The following is a 23,386-nucleotide window of genomic DNA, read 5'->3' on the forward strand; positions in this document are numbered from 1 at the left end:
GAAGGGTCCACTGGACGTGTCACCCACGGCACCAGTGGCATCCGGAGACCAGGAAGCAACCACAGCGAGCGAGACCAGCAAGCAAAGGGTTCCCCTGCTGCACGACTTGGAGGGCGTACCGTGCACCGCCGGCACAACGGGCTCAGGACCGCAGTACTCCTCGGGGGACTGTCCGCGCTCATCATCGTCATCGGCAGCTTCTTCGGCCGAGCGGGGCTCGTCGTCGCCGTCCTCGTCGCCCTGGGCACCAACGCGTACGCGTACTGGAACAGCGACAAACTCGCACTGCGTGCGATGCGCGCCCGCCCGGTCAGCGAGTTCGAGGCCCCGGCTCTCTACCGCATGGTCCGCGAGCTCTCCACCCAGGCCCGCCAGCCGATGCCCCGTCTGTACATCTCACCGACGGAGGCACCGAACGCCTTCGCGACCGGCCGCAACCCGCGCAACGCGGCCGTGTGCTGCACCGACGGCATCATGCGCCTGCTCGACGAGCGCGAACTGCGCGGCGTCATCGGACACGAACTCAGCCATGTCTACAACCGGGACATCCTGATCTCCTCCGTCGCCGGTGCCCTCGCCTCCGTGATCATGTTCCTGGTCAACTTCGCCTGGCTGATCCCCGTGGGCCGGTCCAACGACGACGACGGCCCCGGTCTGCTGGGCATGCTCCTCATTATGCTGCTCGGACCCCTCGCCGCCACCGTCATCCAACTGGCGATCAGCCGGTCGCGGGAGTACGAGGCCGACGCTTCCGGCGCCCAGCTGACCGGCGACCCACTGGCCCTGGCCGGCGCCCTGCGCAAACTGGAACTGGGCACCAAACAGCTCCCGCTCCCCCCGGAGCCCCGGCTCGAGACCGCCGGCCACATGATGATCGCCAACCCCTTCCGGCCGGGGCAGGGGCTCTCGAAGATGTTCTCCACCCACCCGCCGATGGCGGAGCGAATCGCCCGGCTCGAAAAGATGGCAGGTCGTCAGCAGTGAAGACCATCCTCAACGTCATTTGGCTCGTGCTCAGCGGCTTCTGGCTGTTCCTCGGCTACCTGCTCGCCGGCGCGCTGCTCTGCATCACGGTCATCGGAATCCCGTTCGGCATCGCGGCCTTCCGCATCGGTGTCTACGCCCTGTGGCCCTTCGGGTACACGGCGGTCGAGCGCCGCGACGCCGGGGCGCCCTCCTGCATCGGAAACGTGCTGTGGCTCGTCCTCGCGGGCTGGTGGCTGGCGCTCGGTCACATTGTCACCGGCGTCATGCTGTGCGTCACGATCATCGGCATCCCGCTCGGCATCGCCAACTTCAAGTTGATTCCCGTCTCACTGCTCCCGCTGGGACGCGAGATCGTGCGCACGGACCAGCCCTTCACGGCGGCCGGAACGACACAGCGGAGCGGCTGGTAAACGACACAGCGGACCGGCTGGTAACGGCCTTTGCCGCCTTGGTTGTCCACAGCTTCCGGGTTGTCCACAGCCCCGCCCCGATGTCCGTGAAGGCCTGCATCATGCATGCATGACCGAGACCGAACAGTCGCCGGACCGGATGGCCGTCAAGGCGCGGAACACGTGCAGAGACCGGGGCCCCCGATCACTGCCGGGCAGACGCTTGCCCACGGCGACCTACCGCGACACCTGCTGCCCCCGCACGCCGTACGTCACCACGCCCACCGCCAGGACACCCACGCCCACGAGGACCGAGACGGCCGGCAGCGAGAAGGCGAGCACCGCACAGCCGGTCAGACCCAGCGCGGGTATGACCCGGGACATCCTCGAAGAGTCCAGCGTCCAAGCCGAAGCGTTGGCCACGGCGTAGTACGCCAGAACACCGAAGGAGGAGAAGCCGATCGCCCCCCGTACGTCCACCGTGGCCGCCACGACCGCGCCCACCGCGCCCACCGCCAGCTCCGCCCGGTGCGGCACCTGGAACCGCGGATGCACCGCGGCCAGCGCTCGGGGCAGGTGACCGTCCCGGGCCATGGCCAGGGTCGTCCGTGACACGCCCAGGATCAGCGCCAGCAGCGATCCCAGCGCGGCCACGGCGGCGCCCACCCGCACGACCGGTGCCAGCCCCGGCAGGCCGGCCGCCCGTACCGCATCGGCCAGGGGCGCCGTCGCCTGCCCCAGACCGACGGGGCCCAGCACGGAAAGGACGGCCACCGCGACACACCCGTACACGGCCAGCGTGAGGCCCAGCGCCAGCGGGATCGCCCGCGCGATGGTGCGCCGCGGGTCCCGCACCTCCTCACCGAGGGTCGCGATGCGCGCGTATCCCGCGAACGCGAAGAACAGCAGGCCGGCCGCCTGCAACACCCCGCCGGTGCCGCCCGACAGGCCGATGTCCAGCCGCCCGGCGTCGGCCCGCCCCGACCCCAGGCACACCACCACCACGGAAGCGAGGACAGCGAGGACCACCGCCACGATCACCCGCGTCAGCCAGGCGGACTTCTGGATTCCGCCGTAGTTCACCGCGGTCAGCGCCACTATCGCCGCGACCGCCACCACGTGCGACTGCTCCGGCCAGACGTACGTGCCCACGGTGAGCGCCATGGCAGCACAGGAGGCCGTCTTCCCGACGACGAACGACCAGCCCGCGAGGAACCCCCAGAACTCCCCGAGGCGCTCACGTCCGTAGACGTACGTGCCGCCCGAGGCCGGATACCGGACGGCCAGCCTGGCCGACGACATGGCGTTGCAGTAGGCGACGACCGCTGCCACGGCGAGGGCGAGGAGCAGCCCCGAGCCGGCCGCGTGCGCCGCCGGCGCCAGGGCGGCGAAGATCCCGGCACCGATCATGGAACCGAGTCCCACGACGACGGCGTCGCCCAGACCAAGGGTGCGACGCAGCCCCGAACCCGCAGGTGTCATGGGTCGCACCCTACTGATCGGCGCAACCACCCGGCGCGGCCGGAACGTCCTCTCCACCAAGACGACATGAACACCGCGGAGGAACTGGCCCGCACCACTGGCACAGTGTGGGCACAGCGAGAAAGGGCAAGGTCACGGCATGACCGTCATCAGCTGGATCATCCTCGGACTGTTGGCCGGAGCCATCGCCAAGTTTCTGCTGCCGGGCCGCGATCCCGGCGGGCTCATCGGCACCACGCTCATCGGTATCGCCGGTGCCTTCATCGGCGGCTGGATATCGGCCCGCTGGCTGGACCACCCGATCAGCAAGGACTTCTACGACGGCGCGACCTGGGCCGCGGCGATCGGCGGTTCGCTGGTGCTCCTGGTCGCCTACCGGCTCCTGTTCGGCAACTCGCGCGACTGAACCCGCGCGGACCGGACGGGAAAGGGTGGGCACCCCAGGGCACCCACCCTTTCCCGTCGCCGGCTCAGCACATCACCGGTAGTTCACGAACTGCAGCGCGAAGTCGAAGTCCTGGCCCTTGAGGAGGGCGATCACCGTCTGCAGGTCGTCCCGGCTCTTCGAGGAGACCCGCAGCTCCTCGCCCTGCACCTGGGCCTTCACGCCCTTGGGGCCCTCGTCGCGGATGAGCTTGGCCACCTTCTTCGCGTTGTCCTGGGAGATGCCCTCCTGGATCGACGCGAAGATCTTGTACTCCTTGCCGGAGAGCTGGGGCTCGCCCGCGTCCAGAGCCTTCAGCGAGATGCCGCGCTTGATCAGCTTGGACTGGAAGACGTCGAGGATCGCGTTCACCCGGTCCTCGGAGTTGGCCTCCATGAGGATCTTCTCCCCGGACCACGAGATCGAGGCGCCCACGCCCTTGAAGTCGTAGCGCTGCGAGATCTCCTTGGCGGCCTGGTTGAGGGCGTTGTCGACCTCCTGCCGCTCGACCTTCGAGACGATGTCGAAACTGGAGTCGGCCATGTCCTGTGGCTCCTTGTATCTGGGTGCGTGTCGGGCCGCGTGTCGGGTCCGTACCGGCATACGTGGGCGGCCACCGGGCCCGGCAGGGTCCTCGGCCGCATCCGGACAAGCCTAGCCACCCGCCGCGGTCCGAGCGGCGATCAATCGGGTGGCGAAGCACCCCTCCGCATCGGGTATTGTTTACGTCGTTGCCACGGAGCACCGCCCCAAAGCGGTTCGACGGGCAGCGAACCCCGGCGGTGTGCCCGAGCGGCCAAAGGGAGCAGACTGTAAATCTGCCGGCTCAGCCTTCCCAGGTTCGAATCCTGGCGCCGCCACACGGGAACGAAAGGGCCCCGTGACCTGTTCGAATAGCAGGTCACGGGGCCCTTCGTCATGAGCGGATCCGGAAGGGCGGCCCGTGGGGCGGCTCTGGGGCCGTGCCCGGCGGGCAGACTGGTGCCATGGCCCCGTCCTCCCGTCGCAGAACCTGCCCCGAGTGCCGTCGCGAGATCGCCGTGGTCGCGGGGCGGTACGCGCGCCACGACCCGCCCGGCGCACGGGGGAGCGGCGAGCTCGTGTCCTGTCCCGGTTCGCGCCGGTCGGCGCAACTGGGCGCGGTTCAGCCGTCCTTGGACGGGTACGTCGTCCCGGACTTCCCCGGGCAACTGCCTCTTTTCTGACCGCTCGTTCAATGGCCCCCGGGACACCGAGCCCGAGTCGCCGCCCTCAGTTCCCGGCCACCGACTTCACCGCCACCGACACGGGCGTCGAACCGCTGATCAGCTCCAGGGTCAGGCCGTTGGTGGCCGGGGTGTCGACCAGCTCCGCCAGGACGGCGGCGACGTCGTCGCGCGGAACGGGGCCCCGGCCGGTGTGCGCCTCCAGGCGTACGAGGCCCGTGCCCGCGTCGTCCGTGAGGGCACCGGGGCGCAGGATCGTCCAGTCCAGGGCGTCCAGGGAACTGACGTACGCGTCGGCCTCGCCCTTGGCGCGCAGGTAGACGTCGAAGATCTCGTCCCCCTGGTGCCGGGGGTCGGCGCCCATGGACGACACGACGACGAAACGCCGTACGCCCGCCCGGACCGCCCCGTCCGCGAAGAGGACCGCGGCCGCCTTGTCCACCGTGTCCTTGCGAGCCGCCCCGCTCCCCGGTCCCGCCCCTGCCGCGAAGACCGCCGCATCCGCGCCCCGCAGCCGTTCCGCCACCTCGTCGACCGAGGCCGACTCCAGGTCCAGCACGACCGGTTCGGCGCCCGCCGCACGCAGATCGTCGGCCTGCTCGGCCTTGCGGACGATGCCCGCCACCTCGTCACCGCGCGCGGCGAGCAACCGCTCCAGCCGCAGCGCGATCTGACCATGACCACCAGCGATGACAATGCGCATGTCTTCGACCGTACGCCCCGACGACCGCCCTCGCCGCCCCCACGACCGCCCCCGCCGCCCCCACGACCGCCCCCGCCGCCTCGACGACCGCCCCCGCCCCACGACTTCGCCGCGGCGCCCTGCCCGGGCGTCGGCCTTCAGGTCATGTCCCCGGGCCCGCCCTGCCCGCCGGGTCCCACCTGCCCGCCGTGCCCGTCACGTCGCCCGCGCCCGCCACGCCCCTGCCGGGGCAGCCCCAGGTCGGTCGACGCGGTCGCGTCGCCGTACTCCCGTACCGCGCTGGTGCGCGCCACCACGCGCCCCCGGTGCACCACGAGCCGGCTGTAGGCCAGCGACAGCGCGCCCGCCAGGCGGTCTCCGCGTACGGCGACGAGTTCGGCCGGGAAGCCCGCCTCCACCCGTACCTCGGGCAGCCCGAGAGCCGCCCGCGCCGCCGCGCTCACCGCGTCGTACGCCTCCTCGGGGCGCAGCCCGTGGCGCGAGGCCAGCAGGTAGGCGGCCTCCAGGGGGTCGCCCCGCCCCACCGGGTTGGACACGTCCCGCAGCGCACCGCTTCCCGCCGTGACGCGCACCCCGGCCGCCCGCAGCAGCCGTACCGGAGCCGTGCCGTCGGAGCGGTCCGACGCCCCGCAGGCGCCCTGCGGCAGGCAGACCACCGTCACTCCGGCCGCCGCGAGCCCGTCCGCGGCCCGGGAGACCACCTCGGCGGGGAGCCGGCCCAGCCCGTCGCAGGGACCGACGGCCACCCCGGGACGCAGCCCGCCCGCCATGGCGGCGAGGCGGGCCAGGCGCGCCGGGTCGGCGGCGTCCGTGTGCAGGTCGACCGGGCAGCCGTGCTCGGCGGCGACCTCCAGGACGGCCTCCACGTACCCCGTCGGATCGGGGTCCAGGTCCGGACACCCGCCCACCACGTCCGCGCCCATCTTGACCGCGTCCCGCAGGATCGCCAGTCCGTCGGCACCGGCCACCCCGGTCAGCACCCTCGGCATCGCCACCGCGGTCAGGTCGGCGAGCCCGCGCAGCGAGCGGCGGGTCCGCAGTACGGCGGTCAGCGCGCCCAGTTCCGCGACGTCGCCCACCCGTACGTGCGCCCGGAACGCGGTGGCACCGTGTCCCAGCTGGAGCAGGGCGGCCTCGGTGACCCGGCGCTGGACGTCCTCGGGGTCGTAGGAGACGGGGCCCGGGACGTCGGCCGTGAGGGCCGTGTCGGCGTGGACGTGCGGATCGGCGGGGGCGGGGAGGAGCAGGTATCCGCCCAGATCCAGGTGGCCGCCCGGGTCCGGATGTCCACCGGGGCCGGGAGCACGGCGTGGGGTCAGGCTGCCGGCCGTGCCGACGGCCTCGATGCGCCCGCCGTGGAGCCGTACGTCCACGGTCCGGCCGTCGGCGAGCCGGGCGCCGGAGAGCAGGAGGGAGCCGGGGCCGGCGGAGTCCGAGGGGGAGGGCGAGTGGGGCGGCTGCGGCTGGCTGTCGGGCATCGCGCTCCTCTGGGCTCGGGGCTGCGCAGTGGGGGACGCAAGATCACGCAGAGTGAGTCGAGCCTAGGACGGTGGTCAGCCCGTGGCGCGGAGGAGCGCAATAGTCGTACCGGTGCCGTCCGTCCGGTCGGGGCCGCCCCGCAGCGGTCCGGACGGGTCGGGGCAGGGGCGGCGAAACGGATTTGGGCGAACGGCGGGCGACCGTGTAATGTCTTCATCGCTCGCCCCAATAGCTCAGTCGGCAGAGCGTCTCCATGGTAAGGAGAAGGTCAACGGTTCGATTCCGTTTTGGGGCTCTGGTGTGAGAGGTTCCCGTCGCAAGGCGGGGCCCGATCGCATCACAGCGGTGTAGCTCAGTCGGTAGAGCAAGCGGCTCATAATCGCTGTGTCACCGGTTCAAGTCCGGTCACCGCTACTCTCAGTAGCCGATTGCGGGGTCGGTCCTTCAATCGGCTACTCTTTCCTGCGTTAATAACATCAATCCGTTCGTCAAGGAGCACTCACGTGGCTGCCACCGACGTCCGCCCGAAGATCACGCTGGCCTGCGTGGAGTGCAAGGAGCGGAACTACATCACCAAGAAGAACCGGCGTAACAACCCGGACCGACTGGAGATGAAGAAGCACTGCCCGCGTTGCAACGCGCACACCGCGCACCGCGAGACGCGATAAATAAGGCTCGTACACGAGGCCGTCCCCGAAACCTGGGGGCGGCCTCGTGTCGTTGGCACGGTCGGCCGTCGACCGTCGGCCGTCGGCGCGGTCGGTCGGTGCCACAGTCGCCGTTGTCACCGTCGTCGTTGTCACAGAAACGAAGAGCAGCAGCAGGAGGTTGCGAGCCCATGGCGCTCGACCAGTCGTTCGTGGGGCGGAGTTATCCGCCGACCGCGCCTTATGAGGTGGGCCGGGAGAAGATCCGCGAGTTCGCGGAGGCGGTGGGCGACGCCAATCCGGCGTACACCGACGCGGAGGCCGCGAAGGCGCTCGGTCATCCGGACGTGATCGCTCCGCCGACCTTCGTGTTCTCCATCACGTTCAAGGCGGCCGGTCAGGTCATCGAGGACCCGCAGCTCGGGCTGGACTACAGCCGGGTGGTGCACGGCGACCAGAAGTTCGCCTACACCCGCCCGGTGCGGGCCGGTGACCGGCTCACCGTCACCTCGACCATCGAGGCGATCAAGTCGATGGCCGGCAACGACATCCTGGACATCCGCGGCGAGGTCCACGACGAGGCCGGCGAGCACGTCGTGACCGCCTGGACCAAGCTCGTGGCCCGCGCGGCCGAGGAGGCGTGAGCACCGCATGACGAAGATCGCGTACAGCGACGTCGAGGTCGGCACCGAACTGCCCGCGCAGAGTTTCCCCGTGGACCGCGCCACGCTCGTCCGGTACGCGGGCGCCTCCGGCGACTTCAACCCGATCCACTGGAACGAGAGGTTCGCCAAGGAGGTGGGCCTGCCGGACGTCATCGCGCACGGCATGTTCACCATGGCCGAGGCGATTCGCGTGGTCACCGACTGGACCGGCGACCCGGGCTCGGTCGTGGAGTACGGCGTCCGCTTCACCAGGCCCGTCGTCGTCCCGAACGACGACCGGGGTGCGGTGATCGAGGTCAGCGGCAAGGTGGCGGCCAAGCTCGACGGCAAAACCGTCCGCGTCGACCTCACGGCCACCAGCGCCGGCCAGAAGGTCCTCGGCATGTCCCGGGCGGTCGTCCGACTGGCCTGACGGGCAGCGTCCGGTCCTGCCTCGGGCCGGTCCACGAACCGTCCGGTCCTGCCTCGGGCCGGTCCCCGCACGCGGTGCGGCCGGCCCGGGCGGGCGGATCCGGGTCAGCCGGCGCCGGTGCGCACCGCCGTGGTCGCCAGCGTCGTGTAGCGCATCGTGAAGCGGCCGCCCAGGGCGTCGACGGCGTGGCCGACCGCGCCCAGTACCGCGGCCAGCTGCTCTGGACGCAACCGGGTGAGACCGCCGGTGGTGGGAAGCAGCTCCAGCCACTCCTCGCGGGTGTAGGACCGCTGCCAGTCGAATCGCCACTGCTCCGGGTCCCCGAACCGCCCGGTCTCGCGGATCCGGTCGGCGATCTTCGCGTATCCCGCCTGGTACGTCTCCAGCGGACGACGCGCCGGCTGACCGCTGAACGGCGAGTCGGGCGCCGCCCGGCGGTAGGCGGCCGCGAACGGCTCGGCCACCTCCGCCGGCGGCTCGAAGACGTGCCCGAAGACGGCCAGGCGCCCGTGCGGGCGCAGTACCCGGGCCGCCTTCTCGGCGCCGGCGACCGGGTCCACCCAGTGCCACGACTGAGCGGCGATCACGGCGTCGAAGGTTCGGCCGGCGGGCTCCCAGGCCTCGAAGGTCGCCACCTCCACCGGCAGCCCGCGGGCCCGCGCGAACTCGGCCATCCGCGCGTCCGGCTCGACACCGAGCACGGTGCAACCGGCGGCTGTGAACTGACGGGCCGCTATGCCCGTGCCGCAGCCGACGTCGAGGACGTCGAGGACGTCCGGGACATCGGGGCCCGGGCTCCCGGCGACGATCCGCGCCACCAGGGCGTCGGGGTAGCGCGGCCGGGCCCGGTCGTAGCGTTGCGCGTCCGCGCCGAAGGACTCGGCCGTGTGCCGGGCCCGATGCGGTGGCACGGGCTGCGGTTGCGGGGCCGGTTGCGACTGCTGTGGCACGGGCTCGCACTGCTCCGGAAGCCCCGAAAGCCCCGAAAGCCCCGAAAGCCCCGAAAGCCCCGGAAGGACCGGAAGGACCGGAAGCTCCAGCGGCTCGGTCGGCTCGGTCGGCTCGGTCGGCTCGGGCGGCTCGGGCGGGTCCGGCGGCTCGGACGACGATAGAGTGGGCATGCGTTCACCTTAGTGGGCAAGTGCCCACTCGCCAATGCGCAGTGGGTGGGCAAGCGATGAGAGTGCCAGGGGTGCCTGGCGTGAGGGAGGTTCCGCGAGTGCCGACCGGAGTGCATCTTCGCGACGCGCGGCAGCAACTGTTCGACGCCGCCGAACGCGTACTCCTGCGGGACGGCCCGAACGGGCTGACCAGCCGGGCCGTCACGGACGAGGCGGGCTGTGCCAAGGGCGTCCTGCACCGGCACTTCGCCGACTTCGACGCCTTCCTCGCCGAGCTGGTGCTCGACCGGGCCGCGCAGCTCGAGAACCAGGCACGGGCGCTGCGCGAGGCCGCGGGGACCGGCACCGTGGCCGCCAACCTCACCGACGCGCTGACCACTCTGTTCGGGCCGGTTCCGGTGGCGATCATCCCGCTCATCACCTTCCGGGACGAGCTGCGCGTACGGCTGCGGCAGGCCATGCCCGGCGGCGGCATCGCGATCCTCTCCCAGGTCACGGCCGCCGTCTCCGCGTACCTGACCGACGAGCGCGCGAGGGGGCGCATCTCGGCCGACGCCGACATCGACTCGCTCACCCTCTCCCTGGTCGGCGGAGGGCACCTCCTGTTCGCGGACCGCGATCCCGGCCCGCCGGCCGCGGCGACCGTCGGCAGGCTGGTCAACACGGTGCTCGCCGACGTGGTGCAACGGCGCCCGCGCTGACTCGCCGCCGCCTCCCGCGCCATCCCGGAAGCGAGCCCCTTGACCAAGTTAGTGATTGAGTACTAACTTAAGCTTCATGGTCAGGATGAGCGCAGAGGAGCGGCGTGAGAGCGTCATTCGCGCGGCGACGAGCGAGTTCGCCCGGGGTGGCTACCACGGCACGTCCACGGAGGACATCGCCAAGCGCGTGGGCGTCTCCCAGCCGTACCTCTTCCGTCTCTTCCCGGGCAAGAAGGCGATCTTCCTCGCGGTGGCGGAGCGCTGCCTGCGGGACACGCGGGAGGTCTTCGAGAAGGCGTCCGAGGGACTGCACGGCGAAGAGGCCCTGCACGCCATGGCCGAGGCCTACTCGCAGCTGATCGCGGACCAGCCCGAGAAGCTCCAGATGCAGTTGCAGGTCTACGTCACCGTCGCCGCCGCCGAGGCGGCCGGGGACCACGAGTTCGGCGAGATGGTGCGCAAGGGGTGGCTCGAGATCTGGGACACCGTGCATCTGCCGCTGGGGGCGGACACCGGGCAGACGACGACCTTCCTGGCCTACGGCATGCTGATCAACACCCTGGTCGGGATGGGGTTCCCGCCGGGGCACCGCGTCTACGGCGGCATCTACGAATCCGGGCAGGCCAAGACCGGCCGGGAGGACGCGTAGGGGCGCGCGAACGGCAGCAGGTTTCCGACGCGTTCCGCTGGGAGCGAGTGCTCGTCGCTCAGGCGCGCCCGTAAAAGTTAGTCATCAATTACTAATAAATCAGTCACGCCACGGCAAGTGCACACCCTCTGGGGGAGAGATGTCACAGCACGGAGTACGTCGGAACACACCCCACCCACCTCGCGGGCGAGCCGCCTGGGCCCTCGTCATCACCAGCGCCGCCGGTTTCATGGCGGCCCTGGACAACCTCGTCGTCACCACCGCCCTGCCCTCCATCCGCGAGGATCTGGGCGGCGCGCTGCACGACCTGGAATGGACCGTGAGCGCCTACACGCTCACCTTCGCCGTCCTCCTGATGTTCGGCGCGGCACTCGGCGACCGCTTCGGCCGCCGCAGGCTCTTCCTCATCGGCCTCACCGTCTTCACCGCGGCCTCCGCCGCCGCGGCCGTGGCGCCCGGCATCGACTCGCTCATCGCGGCCCGCGCGGTGCAGGGCGTCGGCGCGGCGATCATGATGCCGCTGACGTTGACCCTGCTCACGGCCGCCGTACCCGCCGAGCGCCGCGGAATGGCGTACGGCATCTGGGGCGCGGTCAACGGGCTCGCGGTGGCCTCCGGGCCGCTGGTCGGCGGCAGCCTCACCGAGCACATCTCGTGGCAGTGGATCTTCTGGCTGAACGTTCCACTGGGCCTGGCCCTGCTGCCGCTCGCCCGCCTCCGCCTCGCCGAGTCGCACGGCACCGGCGCCCCGCTCGACCTACCCGGCACCCTGCTCGCCAGCGGCGGACTCTTCGGCATCGTCTACGGCCTGGTCCGCGGGCCCGCCGACGGCTGGACCGGCGCCGTGGTGCTGACCGCCCTCTTCGCCGGGGTCGCACTGCTGGCCGGCTTCGTCCTCTACAGCACCCGTGCCGAGAACCCCATGCTCCCCATGCGGCTCTTCCGCTCCCGCGCCTTCTCCGGCGTCAACGCGGCGAGCCTGCTGATGTTCCTGGGGATGTTCGGGTCGATCTTCCTGCTCAGCCAGTACATGCAGCTCGTGCTCGGCTACTCGCCCACCGAGGCGGGCCTGCGCATGCTGCCCTGGACCGGCATGCCGATGCTGGTCGCGCCGATTGCCGGCATCCTCTCCGACCGCGTCGGAGGCCGCCCGGTCGTCGCCGCCGGACTCGTCCTCCAGGCGGCCGGGCTCGGCTATCTGGCCTCCGTGATCACGGCCGACGCCTCCTACGCGATCCAACTGCCCGGTCTGATCGTCAGCGGAATCGGCATGGCGCTCTACTTCGCCCCCGCCTCCGCCCTGGTGATGTCCAGCGTCGCCGCGAAGGAGCAGGGCATCGCCTCCGGCGCCAACAACGCACTGCGCGAGGTGGGCGGTGCGCTCGGTGTCGCGGTCATGTCGTCGGTCTTCGCGGCGCAGGGCGGCTACGAGTCGGCGCAGACCTTCGTGGACGGACTGCGGCCCGCGGTCGCCGTGGGCGCCGTGGTGGTGGCCCTCGGCGGTCTCGCGGCCCTGGCGGTCCCGGCGCGCCGCCGGACCGGCGACGGGGGACGGGGCGCCTCGGCCGCACCGGCGACTAAGCCGGCCCCGGAACCGGCCCTCGCCGCGACGCGCCCGACGACCCCCCACTGACCGCGCGACACCTGAAGCCCGCGCACAACGGACACGAGAGGAGTACGACATGCCCACGCTTCCCTGGACCGTGCCGAACCGCCCTCCCCGGGCCACCGAGGTCCACGTCTTCGCCTCCCGCTTCGAGACCCGCACCCTGTGGGGAGCGCTGAAGTTCCTGGCGCGCACGCCGGGCGTGTGGCGTCAGGTCGGGAGTGCACCCGGGGCGTACGGCGCCTCCCTGAAGGCGGAGCCGTTCAAGCGGACCTTCTGGACGCTCTCCGCCTGGGAGTCGCCCGAGGCCCTCAAGGCCTTCGCCCGCTCCGGCACCCACGCGCCGACCTCCCGCGGGCTGTCGGCACAGATGCGGGACTCGAAGTTCGCCTCCTGGCCGGCGTCGAGCGACGAACTCCCGGTGAGCTGGGCGGAGGTGCGCCGGCGCCTGACGTGAGAACGGGCCCGGGCACCCACCCGGCGACGCCCCGGCCGGTCGGTCGGGGCGTTCCCGCGTTCCCCACCGCTCGGTGCCGTGGGTGCCGTCGTCGGCGTCTCGTAGTCTTGAGCGCGTGCAGGAACTCCACGACGCCCCCCTCGCCCCGCTGACCACCTTCCGACTGGGCGGGCCCGCGACCCGGCTGGTCACGGCCACGACCGACGCCGAGGTGATCGACGCCGTCCGCGAGGCCGACGACACCGGGACCCCGCTGCTGCTCATCGGCGGCGGATCCAACCTGGTCATCGGCGACAAGGGGTTCGACGGCACCGCCCTGCACATCGCCACGCGCGGTTTCCGGCTCGACGGCACGAGGCTCGAGCTGGCCGCCGGCGAGATCTGGACCGACGCGGTCGCCCGCACCGTCGAGGCCGGTCTGGCGGGCGTCGAGTGCCTGGCCGGCATCCCCGGCTCGGCGGGCGCGACCCCGATCCAGAACGTCGGCGCGTACGGCCAGGAGGTGTCCGCCACGATCACCGAGGTCACCGCCTACGACCGCCGCAACCGCGAGACGGTCGCCCTCTCCAACGCCGACTGCGCCTTCTCCTACCGCCACAGCCGCTTCAAGGCCGAGCCCGAGCGTTACGTCGTCCTGCGGGTCCGCTTCGAGCTGGAGGACGCCGACGGTCTGTCCGCGCCGCTGCGCTACGCCGAGACGGCCCGCGCCCTGGGCGTCGAGGCCGGCGACCGGGTGCCGCTGACGGCCGCCCGGGAAACGGTGCTGAAGCTGCGCGCGGGGAAGGGCATGGTGCTGGACCCCGAGGACCACGACACCTGGTCGGCCGGGTCGTTCTTCACCAACCCGATCCTCACGGACGAGCAGTTCGCCGCGTTCCGCTCCCGCGTCGCCCAGCGCCTCGGCGACGCCGTGGAGCCGCCCGCCTTCCCGGCGGGTGAGGGCCGCGTCAAGACCTCCGCGGCCTGGCTGATCGACAAGGCGGGCTTCACCAAGGGATACGGCGACGGCCCCGCCCGCATCTCCACCAAGCACACCCTCGCCCTCACCAACCGCGGCGAGGCGACCACCGAGGACCTGCTCGCGCTGGCCCGCGAGGTCGTCGCCGGAGTCCAGGAGGCCTTCGGCGTGACACTGGTCAACGAACCGGTGACGGTCGGCGTCGGCCTCTGACGGCCGGCGTCGGTCGCCGGCGCCCGGTCGGCGGGCCTCAGTAGGCGACGCCCACACCCTGTGCGGGTCGGGGCCGACGCGGACACGTTCGCGGCCGCGTCCCTTCTGCTGGGCGCCTGCGCACAACGGGCCTTCGCGTACGAGGCGACGCCGACCGGCGTACGCCCGCCGGTCGACGCGTTCGCGCGCCGTCTGGCCCGGACGCTGCTCGCGGGACTCGGCTGCCCCGCGCCCCGCCCGCGGCCCCTTCCTAGTTCCAGGACGCCAGCCAGTCGTCCACCCCCGCGAGCAGCTTCGCCTTCGTCCCCTCCGGCGCCGCCGACCCCCGCACCGACTGGCGCGCCAGCTCCGCCAGCTCCGCGTCCGTGAACCCGTGGTGCTCGCGCGCGATCTGGTACTGAGCGGCCAGCCGGGCCCCGAACAACAGCGGATCGTCCGCGCCCAGCGCCATCGGCACCCCCGCCTCGAACAGCCTCCGCAGCGGCACGTCCTCCGGCTTCTCGTACACACCCAGCGCGACGTTCGACGCCGGGCACACCTCGCACGTCACCTGCCGGTCCGCCAGCCGCTTCAGCAGCCGGGGATCCTCCGCCGCCCGCACGCCGTGCCCGATCCGGTCCGCCTCCAGGTCGTCCAGGCAGTCCCGCACCGACGCCGGGCCGGTCAGCTCACCCCCGTGCGGCGCGCTCAGCAACCCCCCGTCCCGTGCGATCGCGAACGCCCGGTCGAAGTCCCGCGCCATGCCCCGCCGCTCGTCGTTCGACAGCCCGAAGCCGACGACGCCCCGCTCCGCGTACCGCACCGCGAGCCGCGCCAGCGTCCGCGCGTCCAGCGGATGCTTCATCCGGTTCGCGGCCACCAGCACCCGCATCCCGATCCCGGTGTCCCGCACGGTCGTCTCCACCGCGTCCAGGATGACCTCCAACGCCGGGATCAGCCCGCCCAGCCGCGGCGCGTACGACGTCGGGTCGACCTGGATCTCCAGCCAGCCCGACCCGTCCTTCAGATCCTCCTCGGCGGCCTCCCGGACCAGCCGCTGGATGTCCTCCGGCGTCTGCAGGCACGACCGCGCCGCGTCGTACAGCCGCTGGAAGCGGAACCATCCCCGCTCGTCCGTCGCCCGCAGCTTCGGCGACTCCCCGCGGCCGAGCGCATCGGTCAGCGTCTCGGGCAGCCGTACGCCGTGCTTGTCGGCCAGTTCCAGCAGGGTGGTGGGCCGCATCGACCCGGTGAAGTGCAGGTGGAGATGGGCCTTGGGCAGTTCAGAGACATCACGTACACGCTCCATTCCGTGATCCTGCCGCACGACACGCCCGGCCGGACAGCACTTTCCCCGTACGTGGTCTTGCTCGCACAAACAAACGGGGCCACACCGGAACGTTCCGGTGTGGCCCCTGGAGCGGGCGGGGAACGGTCAGTCCCGCGCCTCCGCCAGCAGCTTCTGGATCCGGCTCACGCCCTCGACGAGGTCCTCGTCCCCGAGCGCGTACGACAGCCGCAGGTACCCCGGCGTACCGAACGCCTCACCGGGCACCACCGCGACCTCGGCCTCCTCCAGGATGAGCGCGGCCAGCTCGACCGAGTCCTGCGGTCGCCTGCCGCGAATCTCCTTGCCCAGCAGCGCCTTCACCGACGGGTAGGCGTAGAACGCGCCCTCGGGCTCCGGGCAGAGCACGCCGTCGATCTCGTTGAGCATCCGCACGATGGTCTGGCGGCGCCGGTCGAAGGCCTCCCGCATCTTCGCCACGGCGTCCAGGTCGCCGGAGACCGCGGCCAGCGCCGCCGCCTGGGAGACGTTGGCCACGTTGGACGTGGCGTGCGACTGGAGGTTGGTCGCGGCCTTGACCACGTCCTTCGGGCCGATGATCCACCCGACCCGCCAGCCGGTCATCGCGTACGTCTTCGCCACGCCGTTGACCACGATGCACTTGTCGCGCAGCTCGGGCAGCAGCGCCGGCAGGGACACCGAGACGGCGTCGCCGTAGACGAGGTGCTCGTAGATCTCGTCGGTCAGCACCCACAGGCCGTGCTCGACGGCCCACTCACCGATCGCCCTGGTCTCGGCCTCGCTGTACACGGCACCCGTCGGGTTCGACGGCGAGACGAAGAGGACGACCTTGGTCTTCTCGGTGCGCGCCGCCTCCAGCTGCTCCACCGTCACCCGGTAGCCGGTCGTCTCGTCGGCGACCACCTCGACCGGGACACCGCCGGCCAGCCGGATCGACTCCGGGTACGTCGTCCAGTACGGCGCCGGGACGATGACCTCGTCGCCCGGGTCGAGGATCGCGGCGAAGGCCTCGTAGATGGCCTGCTTGCCGCCGTTGGTGACCAGGATCTGCGACGGATCGACCTCGTAGCCGGAGTCGCGCAGCGTCTTCGCGGCGATGGCGGCCTTCAGCTCGGGCAGCCCGCCGGCCGGTGTGTAGCGGTGGAACTTCGGGTTCTTGCACGCCTCGACGGCGGCCTCGACGATGTAGTCCGGCGTCGGGAAGTCGGGCTCACCCGCGCCGAAGCCGATCACGGGACGTCCGGCGGCCTTGAGGGCCTTCGCCTTGGCGTCCACGGCGAGGGTCGCGGACTCGGAGATCGCGCCGACTCGGGCGGAGACCCGGCGCTCGGTGGGAGGGGTTGCAGCGCTCATGCCCCCATCGTTCCAGACCGGAAACCTCACGGGCACAGGGGTTTCACGGACTGAACCGGACCGGTCCACGCCCTGAACTCCAGTCCGGTCCACGGCGACTCCGGTCCGGTCCACGGCGTGAACATCAGTCCGGACGTGCTTTCTGTTCGACGCCCGGCCCGTGAGCACGTACACTCTCACCTCGTTGGCCTTCAGCGGCCCGCGATCACCCGGTGCACACCAAGCATCCGGGCGGATGCGGTACGTTGGGGGACGAACAAAGGGTCGTAGCTCAATTGGTAGAGCACTGGTCTCCAAAACCAGCGGTTGGGGGTTCAAGTCCCTCCGGCCCTGCTACACACACCATCGCCAGGATGTGTGCGCATGTACGTACAGCAATGCACCGCCGTGCGGCTCCAACCGGGCGCGGCACGGCCACGACCCGGAATCAGGTGAGGACGAGTGACGGACGCCGTGGGCTCCATCGACATGCCTGATGCCCAGGACGAGGCGCCGGACTCCAGGAAGAAGTCCCGCAAGGGCGGCAAGCGAGGCAAGAAGGGCCCGCTGAAGCGGCTCGCTCTCTTCTACCGCCAGATCGTCGCGGAGCTCCGCAAGGTCGTCTGGCCCAGCCGCAACCAGCTGACGACGTACACCACCGTGGTGATCATCTTCGTGATCATCATGATCGGCCTGGTGACTCTGATTGACTATGGCTTCTCTCACGCCGCCAAGTACGTCTTCGGCTGAGTCGAGAGCGAAGGGCGCCGAGGTACCCGGCGCCCCTTTCGCGTGTTCCACCCCTATGTATCCAGGAAGAAGCAGCCACAGTGTCTGACCCGAACGTGAACGACGCCATCGAGCCGGTCGAGTCCGTCGAGGACGAGCTCGGCACCGTCGAGGGCGCCGACAACGAGGACACCGAGGCCTCCGTCGAGGCCGAGGCTGCCGACGACACGGTCGTCGCGGAGACGGACCGGGCGGACGAGACGGACGCCGAAGCGGACGAGACCGCCGAGGCGGCCGACGAGGCCGAGGTCGACGCCGAAGCCGGTGAGGCCGAGGCCGAGTCCGACGAGCCCGATGTCGACCCGATCGAGAAGCTCCGCCAGGAGCTGCGCGTCCTGCCCGGCGAGTGGTACGTCATCCACACCTACGCCGGTTACGAGAACCGCGTGAAGACCAACCTCGAGCAGCGCGCCGTCTCGCTCAACGTCGAGGACTACATCTTCCAGGCCGAGGTGCCGCAGGAAGAGGTCGTCCAGATCAAGAACGGCGACCGCAAGACGATCCGCCAGAACAAGCTGCCGGGTTACGTGCTGGTCCGCATGGACCTCACCAACGAGTCCTGGGGCGTCGTCCGCAACACCCCCGGCGTCACCGGCTTCGTCGGCAACGCCTACGACCCGTACCCGCTGACGCTGGACGAGATCGTCAAGATGCTCGCCCCGGAGGCCGAGGAGAAGGCCGCCCGCGAGGCGGCCGAGGCCGAGGGCAAGCCGGCGCCGCAGCGCAAGGTCGAGGTCCAGGTGCTGGACTTCGAGGTCGGCGACTCGGTCACCGTCACCGACGGCCCGTTCGCCACGCTGCAGGCCACGATCAACGAGATCAACGCCGACTCGAAGAAGGTCAAGGGCCTCGTCGAGATCTTCGGCCGCGAGACTCCGGTCGAGCTGAGCTTCGACCAGATCCAGAAGAACTAGCTTCGCGATCATCCGAAAGAGCCCCTGACCAGCGGTTTCCCGTTGGGCAGGGGCTCTCTCGCGCTCAGGGGGCCGTCATTGGGCCGTGGGCCGCCGTTGGGCCTTGCGGTAGACCGCATCCACGGCCTTCCTGGTCCGGGTCTCACTGGTCGGCATCAGGTGCGTGTACGTCCGGAGGGTGAACCCGGGGTCACCGTGTCCCAGGTAGGTGCTCAGAGCCTTGACGCTCTCGCCCGAGTCCAGGAGTACCGAGGCGTAGAAGTGCCGCAGCGCATGCATGCCGTCCTCGCGAGATTCCTTGTACCGCTCGCCGACACCGGGCACCGGAATGATGCCGGCGGAAGCCAGCGCAGGCTTCCAGGCGTGGGTGTTGAAGTCGTTCCGGCGGAGTGCCCCACCTTCGGGGGTGCTGAAGTACAGGAGCTTGGTCACCGGCGGTCCGTCCGAGCGCAGCCACGGGAGCGTGACTTCCACAGGCGGGAAGGCGGTCATGTGCGTTGCCAGCACGGCCGCAACCGCATCCGGGAGAGGTACGTCACGTAGCTTCCCGTTCTTGGGCGGAGCGAAGATCAGGTGTCCGTTCACGAGCTTCACCTGTTGCGTGACGTGCAGCACACCGGCCAGAGGGTCTACGTCGTCCACGGCGAGCCCGAAGATCTCACCCTGTCGAAGGCCACAGCCCGCCCCCAGGTCGACCATGGCCTGGAGCCGATCAGGCATCCCGGCCCGGACCGCGAAGACGCGCTCAGACGCCCAGGGCGTAACCCGTCCGGGGGACGGCTTGGGCGGCCGAACCGATCCAGCGCGGCACGGGTTGCGCGCCAGGTACCCGTCATCCACGGCGGCCGACAGCACAGCCGACACGTTCCCAAAGATCACACGCCGGTACGAGCTGGCCGCCCCGGTGTCCTCCAGAGCCCGAGCCCACGAGCGGATGTGGGACGGCTGGAACGAGGCCAGCGGCCTACCACCCAGGTACGGGAAGACGTGAAGCCGTAGCCGACTCTCGACAGCCACGCGGGTGGCCGGGTCAGTCGTCTGGGAGGCCAACCAGTCTTCGGCGTACTTCCTGAACGTGATCTTTCCTGCGGTCGGATCGATGTAGTGACCGCGAGACATGTCGGCCTCGATGTTGGTAAGCCACCGCTCAGCCTCACGCTTCTTGCGGTCAGGGAAGCTCTTGGATTTCTCGGAGCCGTCGGGGCCGACGTAGCGGGCGCGGTATCGCAAGCCCACGCCGAAGCGGTCGGTCTTGACCTTGAAGGTCTTGCCGTCAGCACCGGTCTCGACCTTGTACCAACGGTCTTGCACGTGTCCGGCCATCAGGCGGCCCCCTCCATCTGGGACTCGACCCAGACGCGGACGTCTTCGGGGTCGAAGCGAAGGTGCCGACCGACGCGAAAGCCGCGCGGTCCGGTCTGCTTGCGGCGCCACTGATAGACGGTCTCGACTGGTATGCCGAGAAGGTCAGCCAGGTCGACCGGGGTCAGGTAGTGGTCAGGCAGCGAGCGCTTCATGCCCATACCTCCACGTCGTCTAGGTCGGCGAGCGCTTCGCGCGCTGTCTCTCGGTTCGTACGGATCTCCTTTGCGATCGATGCAGCCAGCCAGGATTCACCGGGGGTGTGGCCCTGCCCGGCGTAGGTCCAGTGGGCGAGCACGAGTGTGGAGCCCTCCGTGTCGTCGAGGTCTTCGGAGAGCCCGCGTTCGCGGCGTTCCTGGCGTGCGCGGTAGTCGGCGCGGACCTGGCGGAGGGCGCCGAGGGTGGTGGAGTACTGGCGGCTCTTGGTCGAGAAGTGCCCGCGGAAGCCGAGCATGTGAGCCCAGCGCGCCAGCATCCGGGCCGGATAGGCGTCGTCCAGGCCCCAGCACGCTTCGATGAGCCGTCGCGTGTGCGCGGGCAGCGGCAGCTTGTCCAGCTCGGACAGCTCCCCGATCCGGCGGTCAACGGTGCCTGTGGTCTCGGCCGCTTTGGTGGCGTACTTGGCGACGTAGGAGGCCACGGCCTGTTCGGTCAGTTCCTCGTGGCCGAGGGCGCCGATGGGCTGCACGTCGACCTGCTCACCCCACCGCAGCGTGCGGGCGGGGAAGTTGCCGGACGCGGGGACCGGCACGGAGACGTGGGCGGCGGCGGCGCGGATTGCGGCATCCAGGAGTGCGACCGTGGCCCACGCCGGCGGGGCGCTGTCGGGTCCGTCGGGTCCGTCGAGGCGCACCACGGCGTGGAAGTGGACGGAGCCGCGTTTCTGGAACTCGGCGACCTTGCCGAAGGAGACCCGGCACACCTCCTTCATGGCCGTCTGAGTGATCCCGGCGTGCGCGGCGATCTCGCGGCGCAGGTAGATGGTGAAGCGGCGCCACAGGTCGGAGGAGTAGTTGTTCCAGAGCACCGCGCCGGCGTAGTCGTACCGGTCCGGGGCGAGCGCCGTGCCCAGCTCCGGGGCATCCTCGGCGTGCGTGTGCCCGCAGCGGCAGCGTCCGGAGTCGGGCCGGTTGTGCACGGGCCCGAAGGAGGGGGCGGTGAGGGTGACGAAGACGCGGGGGTGATCCCGCACAGTGGCGGGCACGTCCTTGCGTTCGTCGCCCGTGATCCCGGAGCGGATCAGGTGGTAGGTGTCCCCGGCGTAGGTCCAGGCGCAGGCGGGGCAGCGGGAAGCACGGCGGTTTCCGCAGGCGACCCTCAGGGCGCCGCCCGGCTCGTGCTCGGTGCTGTAGGAGTAGAGCACGTCACCGGTCGCGCGGTCGCGGGTGACGGTTTGGCCCATCAGGCGGATGGGGTTCGAGCAACCGCCCGTGCGGCGAATCTGCTCCTGCCAGCGGTCGAAGCGAGGAGTGTTGGCCACGCGCAACAGGTCGGCGAGGGTCACGGGGTCGGTGCCCATGGAGGCCGCAGCACCGGCCACGGCCTCAGGGGAGACGGGGAAGTCTGTCACGCGTACACCCGCCCCGGGGTCGGCATGAGCCCCTTGGGGTTGTGGCCGGGGCACGCCACCATGGCCGAAGCCGTCGGCTCATCCGGGTCGAAGCAGAACGCGGACCAGCCGGTGCCGCCGCAGAGGCAGGCCCCCTCGACCTGGACACGGCTGTTCTGCTGCACGGCCGTGTCGCTCACCTCGATCATGAGGAGCGAGAGGGAAGCCAGGCTCTCGGCTCGGTTCAGCCGGGCGGCCTGCGGGAAGCGGGCGCGGTGGGCCTTCTTCTGCTCGCTGGTCGCGACGTGGGACAGCATCCGGAAGCCACGCAGGAACGCGGCCGACTGGTAGAGGTCTTCCAGTCCCATCCGAAGGGCGCCCTGAACGATCCACGCCTCGACCTGCGCCTCGTCACCGCGCTTGTAGGCGTACTTGGTGGGCTTGTCCGACGCGTACAGCGCCACCGCCCGTTCCGCGTTCGATAAGTCACTGACGCGTACGGCGGGAGTGGTCGGGGCAACGTGCTCAGCAACCAGAGTTGCGGGCATGATGGGACTTCCCTTCGAGGGAGCCAGGGGCGGCGGTTCTTCTTGGCGGTTGAGCGCCGCCCCTGGGCAAGGCGTAGTGGTGTCGGGATGATCCGCACAGCCGGTACATCCCTAAGGTTCCCTAGGGCACCTTAGGGTGTCAAGGGGTACGCTAGGGATGTAGCCAACTGAGACGAGGAGATGACCCCCATGGCAGACCAGGCCGACAATCGAGCGCCCTATGCGCAGATTGCCGCCCACTACGCGGAACTGATCACATCCGGTGAACTCCAGCCGGGCACGCTTCTGCCGAGCATCAAGAACCTGTCGCAGGAGTGGAGCGTCAGCACTGCGACTGCCGAGAAGGCTCTGCGGAAGCTGCGCAACGAGGGCCTTGTCAGGGGCATCCATGGCATCGGCACCGAGGTCTTGGACCGTCCCGCTCCTATGTCCTCCGGGTCTCAGCGCCAGGACCGAGGTCGCCGCACCGGGTCCAGTTGGGGAACCGGCGAACGGTCCGACTCGCATCAGGCTTCGGTGGTGCCGGCGCCCGCAGAAGTGGCCCAGGCACTGGACCTCAAGCCCGGCTCGAACGTGATCCGACGCAGTCGGGTCTACCGCGACCGACACGGCATCGTCGCGCACTCCACGTCATGGATTCCCGCCCGGTACGGAGAGCTGATCCCCCAGCTCACGAGCAGCGAGCGACTTACCGGAGGAACCTCCCTGCAACTCATCGCGCAGGCAACCGGCCGCCCGATCACGCACCGGTTCGACACCGCGTCGGCACGACTGCTCACTCCGGATGACGCGAAGCTGTTGGAGCTGGACCCCGAGAAGGCCCCGCGGGACCCGGCAGTCGTCATGACTGCGAGGTTCGTCGACAGCGAAGGCGCAGTCGTTGAGTACGGCGTCGACCTCGGCGGCCCTGGGCGCACGTGGCAGACGGAATCGGAAGTCACTCAGTGAACCGCGCCCGCCAACCGTTCTGTGTCCTCATGGTGGGCCTTCCCGGCTCAGGGAAGACGACTCTGGCCCGTGCTCTGACAGCACGGGGGTTCGTCAGGCTCTGCCCGGACGAGGAGATGTTCCGTCGTCATGGGGTGTACGGGGTCGACTTTCCCCGAGGAACGTTCCCGACCCTTGAGCGGCCGATCCTCGAAGAGACTGCCGTGCAGCTCCGCGAGGAACTCCAGGCCGGTCACGACGTGGTGGTCGACCACGGCTTTTGGACGCCGGAGGACCGGGCGCACTGGCGATCGATCGCTGCCGAAGCTGGCGCGATTTCGGTGGTCGTCTACCTAGAGGCCAGCCACGAAGAGCTGTGGTCGCGCGTCAGCAAGCGCAATGCTCGGCACGAGGACGACCCGAACTCGATCTACTTCGCCGAAAGCGACCTGCTCCGCTACCGCAAGCGTTTCGTTGCCCCGGAGCCCGGTGAACCACACATCGTCTACAGCGGCGACCCTGAGTCCGTTCTCAAGACCCTGCAAGCAGAGCAGACCAGCCCATAGCCCGAGACCGCAG

General features: G+C 70.5%; 27 protein-coding genes, 4 tRNA genes and 1 pseudogene. 21 read left to right on the forward strand and 11 right to left on the reverse strand.

What is annotated here, in order from left to right; translation table 11 throughout:
- The first annotated feature begins 120 nt into the window (after positions 1 to 120).
- Positions 121 to 984, forward strand: a complete 864-nt coding sequence (htpX, locus tag AB0P07_RS01000) for a zinc metalloprotease HtpX (RefSeq protein ID WP_365543329.1) — start codon at positions 121 to 123, stop codon at positions 982 to 984.
- Positions 981 to 1,397 carry a YccF domain-containing protein gene (locus tag AB0P07_RS01005; protein ID WP_365543332.1) on the forward strand — a complete coding sequence of 139 codons (417 nt, stop codon included), beginning with the start codon at positions 981 to 983 and terminating at the stop codon, positions 1,395 to 1,397. The genes htpX and AB0P07_RS01005 overlap by 4 nt, the downstream gene beginning before the upstream one ends.
- 216 nt (positions 1,398 to 1,613) lie before the next feature.
- Here AB0P07_RS01005 and AB0P07_RS01010 read toward each other — a convergent pair whose 3' ends face one another.
- Complete coding sequence (locus tag AB0P07_RS01010) at positions 1,614 to 2,858, reverse strand: amino acid permease (RefSeq protein ID WP_365543335.1); 1,245 nt, start codon at positions 2,856 to 2,858, stop codon at positions 1,614 to 1,616.
- A gap of 139 nt (positions 2,859 to 2,997) precedes the next feature.
- On the opposite strand from AB0P07_RS01010, the gene AB0P07_RS01015 reads away from it, so the two are divergent.
- On the forward strand, positions 2,998 to 3,264 hold the full coding sequence (locus tag AB0P07_RS01015) for a GlsB/YeaQ/YmgE family stress response membrane protein (protein WP_030145422.1): 267 nt from the start codon (positions 2,998 to 3,000) through the stop codon (positions 3,262 to 3,264).
- A 72-nt stretch (positions 3,265 to 3,336) separates the two neighbouring features.
- On the opposite strand, the gene AB0P07_RS01020 is transcribed toward AB0P07_RS01015, so the two are convergent.
- Positions 3,337 to 3,825 carry a YajQ family cyclic di-GMP-binding protein gene (locus tag AB0P07_RS01020; protein ID WP_102930249.1) on the reverse strand — a complete coding sequence of 163 codons (489 nt, stop codon included), beginning with the start codon at positions 3,823 to 3,825 and terminating at the stop codon, positions 3,337 to 3,339.
- 235 nt (positions 3,826 to 4,060) lie between these two features.
- Here AB0P07_RS01020 and AB0P07_RS01025 point away from each other — a divergent pair.
- Positions 4,061 to 4,142: transfer RNA gene (locus AB0P07_RS01025), tRNA-Tyr, on the forward strand.
- Between the two features lie 126 nt (positions 4,143 to 4,268).
- Positions 4,269 to 4,487: a hypothetical protein gene (locus AB0P07_RS01030; RefSeq protein WP_365543338.1), complete on the forward strand. Its 219-nt coding sequence runs from the start codon at positions 4,269 to 4,271 to the stop codon at positions 4,485 to 4,487.
- Positions 4,488 to 4,533: 46 nt separating this feature from the next.
- Here the strand turns inward: AB0P07_RS01030 and AB0P07_RS01035 are convergent, their stop codons facing one another.
- Together AB0P07_RS01035 and AB0P07_RS01040 are read right to left on the reverse strand one after the other, a co-directional pair.
- Positions 4,534 to 5,190 carry an SDR family oxidoreductase gene (locus tag AB0P07_RS01035; RefSeq protein WP_365543341.1) on the reverse strand — a complete coding sequence of 219 codons (657 nt, stop codon included), beginning with the start codon at positions 5,188 to 5,190 and terminating at the stop codon, positions 4,534 to 4,536.
- Between the two features lie 137 nt (positions 5,191 to 5,327).
- A complete protein-coding gene (locus tag AB0P07_RS01040) occupies positions 5,328 to 6,668 on the reverse strand; it encodes a hydrolase (protein ID WP_365543343.1) in 1,341 nt (446 codons plus the stop codon).
- A 223-nt stretch (positions 6,669 to 6,891) separates the two neighbouring features.
- Here AB0P07_RS01040 and AB0P07_RS01045 point away from each other — a divergent pair.
- From AB0P07_RS01045 to AB0P07_RS01065, 5 genes are all read left to right on the forward strand, one after another.
- A tRNA-Thr gene (locus AB0P07_RS01045) sits at positions 6,892 to 6,964 on the forward strand.
- 46 nt (positions 6,965 to 7,010) lie between these two features.
- Positions 7,011 to 7,083: transfer RNA gene (locus tag AB0P07_RS01050), tRNA-Met, on the forward strand.
- An 89-nt stretch (positions 7,084 to 7,172) separates the two neighbouring features.
- On the forward strand, positions 7,173 to 7,337 hold the full coding sequence (gene rpmG, locus AB0P07_RS01055; protein WP_003948671.1) for a 50S ribosomal protein L33: 165 nt from the start codon (positions 7,173 to 7,175) through the stop codon (positions 7,335 to 7,337).
- A gap of 170 nt (positions 7,338 to 7,507) precedes the next feature.
- Positions 7,508 to 7,960, forward strand: coding sequence for a MaoC family dehydratase N-terminal domain-containing protein (locus AB0P07_RS01060; protein WP_365543346.1), 453 nt, complete (start codon positions 7,508 to 7,510; stop codon positions 7,958 to 7,960).
- Between the two features lie 7 nt (positions 7,961 to 7,967).
- The gene (locus AB0P07_RS01065) at positions 7,968 to 8,393 is read left to right on the forward strand and encodes a MaoC family dehydratase (protein ID WP_365543349.1); all 426 of its coding nucleotides are present in this window, start codon (positions 7,968 to 7,970) and stop codon (positions 8,391 to 8,393) included.
- 104 nt (positions 8,394 to 8,497) lie between these two features.
- On the opposite strand, the gene AB0P07_RS01070 is transcribed toward AB0P07_RS01065, so the two are convergent.
- Positions 8,498 to 9,304, reverse strand: coding sequence for a class I SAM-dependent methyltransferase (locus tag AB0P07_RS01070; protein WP_365543352.1), 807 nt, complete (start codon positions 9,302 to 9,304; stop codon positions 8,498 to 8,500).
- Between the two features lie 308 nt (positions 9,305 to 9,612).
- Here AB0P07_RS01070 and AB0P07_RS01075 point away from each other — a divergent pair, with 308 nt between their 5' ends.
- From AB0P07_RS01075 to AB0P07_RS01100, 6 genes and pseudogenes are all read left to right on the forward strand, one after another.
- Positions 9,613 to 10,215, forward strand: coding sequence for a TetR/AcrR family transcriptional regulator (locus AB0P07_RS01075; protein ID WP_365543355.1), 603 nt, complete (start codon positions 9,613 to 9,615; stop codon positions 10,213 to 10,215).
- Between the two features lie 76 nt (positions 10,216 to 10,291).
- Positions 10,292 to 10,864, forward strand: a complete 573-nt coding sequence (locus AB0P07_RS01080) for a TetR/AcrR family transcriptional regulator (protein ID WP_365543358.1) — start codon at positions 10,292 to 10,294, stop codon at positions 10,862 to 10,864.
- A gap of 139 nt (positions 10,865 to 11,003) precedes the next feature.
- Positions 11,004 to 12,497 carry an MFS transporter gene (locus AB0P07_RS01085; protein ID WP_365543361.1) on the forward strand — a complete coding sequence of 498 codons (1,494 nt, stop codon included), beginning with the start codon at positions 11,004 to 11,006 and terminating at the stop codon, positions 12,495 to 12,497.
- Between the two features lie 49 nt (positions 12,498 to 12,546).
- Positions 12,547 to 12,927, forward strand: coding sequence for a DUF3291 domain-containing protein (locus AB0P07_RS01090; RefSeq protein WP_256109397.1), 381 nt, complete (start codon positions 12,547 to 12,549; stop codon positions 12,925 to 12,927).
- Positions 12,928 to 13,009: 82 nt separating this feature from the next.
- Complete coding sequence (locus AB0P07_RS01095) at positions 13,010 to 14,098, forward strand: UDP-N-acetylmuramate dehydrogenase (protein ID WP_365544480.1); 1,089 nt, start codon at positions 13,010 to 13,012, stop codon at positions 14,096 to 14,098.
- A gap of 63 nt (positions 14,099 to 14,161) precedes the next feature.
- Positions 14,162 to 14,317 (forward strand): annotated as a pseudogene (locus AB0P07_RS01100) (TetR/AcrR family transcriptional regulator); the annotation flags it as partial.
- A 31-nt stretch (positions 14,318 to 14,348) separates the two neighbouring features.
- Here AB0P07_RS01100 and AB0P07_RS01105 read toward each other — a convergent pair.
- Entirely contained in the window at positions 14,349 to 15,386 is a 1,038-nt protein-coding gene (locus tag AB0P07_RS01105; RefSeq protein WP_365543364.1) for an adenosine deaminase, read from the reverse strand.
- Between the two features lie 126 nt (positions 15,387 to 15,512).
- Entirely contained in the window at positions 15,513 to 16,739 is a 1,227-nt protein-coding gene (locus AB0P07_RS01110; RefSeq protein WP_365543367.1) for a pyridoxal phosphate-dependent aminotransferase, read from the reverse strand.
- A gap of 260 nt (positions 16,740 to 16,999) precedes the next feature.
- On the opposite strand from AB0P07_RS01110, the gene AB0P07_RS01115 reads away from it, so the two are divergent.
- From AB0P07_RS01115 to nusG, 3 genes are all read left to right on the forward strand, one after another.
- Positions 17,000 to 17,072: transfer RNA gene (locus AB0P07_RS01115), tRNA-Trp, on the forward strand.
- 108 nt (positions 17,073 to 17,180) lie between these two features.
- The gene (gene secE, locus AB0P07_RS01120; RefSeq protein WP_365543369.1) at positions 17,181 to 17,468 is read left to right on the forward strand and encodes a preprotein translocase subunit SecE; all 288 of its coding nucleotides are present in this window, start codon (positions 17,181 to 17,183) and stop codon (positions 17,466 to 17,468) included.
- Between the two features lie 80 nt (positions 17,469 to 17,548).
- A complete protein-coding gene (gene nusG, locus AB0P07_RS01125) occupies positions 17,549 to 18,421 on the forward strand; it encodes a transcription termination/antitermination protein NusG (protein ID WP_365543371.1) in 873 nt (290 codons plus the stop codon).
- Positions 18,422 to 18,496: 75 nt separating this feature from the next.
- On the opposite strand, the gene AB0P07_RS01130 is transcribed toward nusG, so the two are convergent.
- The 4 genes from AB0P07_RS01130 to AB0P07_RS01145 are packed head-to-tail and all read right to left on the reverse strand — an operon-like array spanning position 18,497 to position 21,880.
- Entirely contained in the window at positions 18,497 to 19,744 is a 1,248-nt protein-coding gene (locus tag AB0P07_RS01130; RefSeq protein ID WP_365543374.1) for a site-specific integrase, read from the reverse strand.
- A complete protein-coding gene (locus tag AB0P07_RS01135; RefSeq protein WP_365543377.1) occupies positions 19,744 to 19,938 on the reverse strand; it encodes a helix-turn-helix domain-containing protein in 195 nt (64 codons plus the stop codon). Before AB0P07_RS01135 ends, AB0P07_RS01130 begins: the two co-directional genes overlap by 1 nt.
- Positions 19,935 to 21,302 carry a replication initiator protein RepSA gene (gene repSA / locus AB0P07_RS01140; protein ID WP_365544483.1) on the reverse strand — a complete coding sequence of 456 codons (1,368 nt, stop codon included), beginning with the start codon at positions 21,300 to 21,302 and terminating at the stop codon, positions 19,935 to 19,937. Before repSA ends, AB0P07_RS01135 begins: the two co-directional genes overlap by 4 nt.
- 47 nt (positions 21,303 to 21,349) lie before the next feature.
- On the reverse strand, positions 21,350 to 21,880 hold the full coding sequence (locus AB0P07_RS01145) for a hypothetical protein (RefSeq protein WP_365543379.1): 531 nt from the start codon (positions 21,878 to 21,880) through the stop codon (positions 21,350 to 21,352).
- Between the two features lie 189 nt (positions 21,881 to 22,069).
- On the opposite strand from AB0P07_RS01145, the gene AB0P07_RS01150 reads away from it, so the two are divergent.
- Both AB0P07_RS01150 and AB0P07_RS01155 read left to right on the forward strand, forming a co-directional pair.
- A complete protein-coding gene (locus tag AB0P07_RS01150; RefSeq protein ID WP_226486828.1) occupies positions 22,070 to 22,828 on the forward strand; it encodes a GntR family transcriptional regulator in 759 nt (252 codons plus the stop codon).
- A 29-nt stretch (positions 22,829 to 22,857) separates the two neighbouring features.
- Entirely contained in the window at positions 22,858 to 23,373 is a 516-nt protein-coding gene (locus AB0P07_RS01155) for an ATP-binding protein (RefSeq protein WP_365543383.1), read from the forward strand.
- Positions 23,374 to 23,386: the final 13 nt, after the last annotated feature.

Source organism: Streptomyces sp. NPDC085944 (genome assembly GCF_040686295.1).
Taxonomy (GTDB): Bacteria; Actinomycetota; Actinomycetes; order Streptomycetales; family Streptomycetaceae; genus Streptomyces; species Streptomyces salinarius.